1 protein-coding gene and 1 pseudogene are annotated in these 1,364 nt (G+C 67.3%); both read right to left on the bottom strand.

Annotation, left to right across the window (positions count from 1 at the left end):
- Positions 1-63: 63 nt before the first annotated feature.
- Positions 64-1,060: pseudogene (accD, locus tag QZH66_RS16155) on the bottom strand (acetyl-CoA carboxylase, carboxyltransferase subunit beta).
- 55 nt (positions 1,061-1,115) lie between these two features.
- Positions 1,116-1,364 (bottom strand): tryptophan synthase subunit alpha (locus QZH66_RS16150; RefSeq protein WP_305806906.1); only part of this gene is annotated, 249 nt, incomplete at its 5' end.

Raw genomic sequence — 1,364 nt, 5'->3', positions numbered from 1 at the left:
CTTGCCCAGCAAGCGTTGACAGCTATCAATTGAGTAGTTTGCGGGCCGCGCAGTCCGGGCGGCTTACGCCACCGCGTCGGCCGGCAGGCGCTGCAGCATGGCCAGGCTTTGGGCGATGGTGTCGCGCAGTTCGCGGCGGTCGCAGATGAAGTCCACGGCGCCCTTGGTCTGCAGGAACTCGGCGCGCTGGAAGCCTTCGGGCAGCTTCACGCGCACGGTCGATTCGATCACGCGCGGGCCGGCAAAGCCGATCAGCGCCTTGGGTTCGGCGATCACGATGTCGCCGACAAAGGCGNAGGAACTCGGCGCGCTGGAAGCCTTCGGGCAGCTTCACGCGCACGGTCGATTCGATCACGCGCGGGCCGGCAAAGCCGATCAGCGCCTTGGGTTCGGCGATCACGATGTCGCCGACAAAGGCGAAGCCGGCGCTCACGCCGCCCATGGTCGGGTCGGTCAGCACACTGATGTAGGGCAGGCCCTTTTTCGCCAGGCGCGTCAGCGCGGCATTGGTCTTGGCCATCTGCATGAGCGAGAGCAGGCCCTCCTGCATGCGCGCGCCGCCGGTGGCGGTGAAGCAGATGAAGGGCACTTTCTGCTCGATGGCGGTCTCGACGCCGCGCGCGAAGCGCTCGCCGACCACCGAGCCCATGCTGCCGCCCATGAAGTCGAACTCGAAGCAGGCGACGACCACGTTGATGCTCTTGACGGCGCCGCCGAAGACGATCAGGGCATCGGTCTCGCCGGTGTTCTCCAGCGCTTCTTTCAGGCGCTCGGGGTATTTGCGGCTGTCCTTGAACTTGAGCGCGTCCACCGGCAGCACCTCCTGGCCCAGTTCATAGCGGCCTTCGGGGTCGAGAAAGGCGTCGAGCCGCGCGCGCGCGCCGATGCGGTGGTGGTGGCTACAGGTGGGGCAGACGCACTGGTTGTGCTCCAGGTCGGCCTTGTAGAGCACGCTGTCGCAGCTCGGGCATTTGACCCAGAGGCCCTCGGGCATCTGGCGGCGCACGGAGGGGTCGGTGGGCTGGATTTTGGAGGGCAGGAGTTTTTCAAGCCAGGACATGGGTTTTCCTCTTCAACGGCGCTGGCGCGCACCTGGGTGGGGCGCCAGCGCGGGATTATGCGTCGAGCGCCTTGCGCACACCGCGCAGAAAGCTCACCGCCAGGGGCACGATCTTTTCGTGCGGCTGGTCGTCGAGCAGCTGGATGATGCGGCTGCCGATGACCACGGCGTCGGCCACGCGGCCCACGGCCTGGGCAGTGGCCGCATCGCGGATGCCAAAGCCCACGCCGACGGGGATGTGCACATGCTCGCGGATGCGCGGCAGCATGGCTTCGACGGCCGAGGTGTCGAGCGCGGCCGAGCC

The sequence above is a fragment of the Stenotrophomonas sp. YIM B06876 genome (assembly GCF_030711595.1).
Lineage (GTDB): Bacteria > Pseudomonadota > Gammaproteobacteria > Xanthomonadales > Xanthomonadaceae > Stenotrophomonas.
Note: the sequence above shows the minus strand (reverse complement) of the source record. Positions and strands in the feature narration are given on the sequence as shown.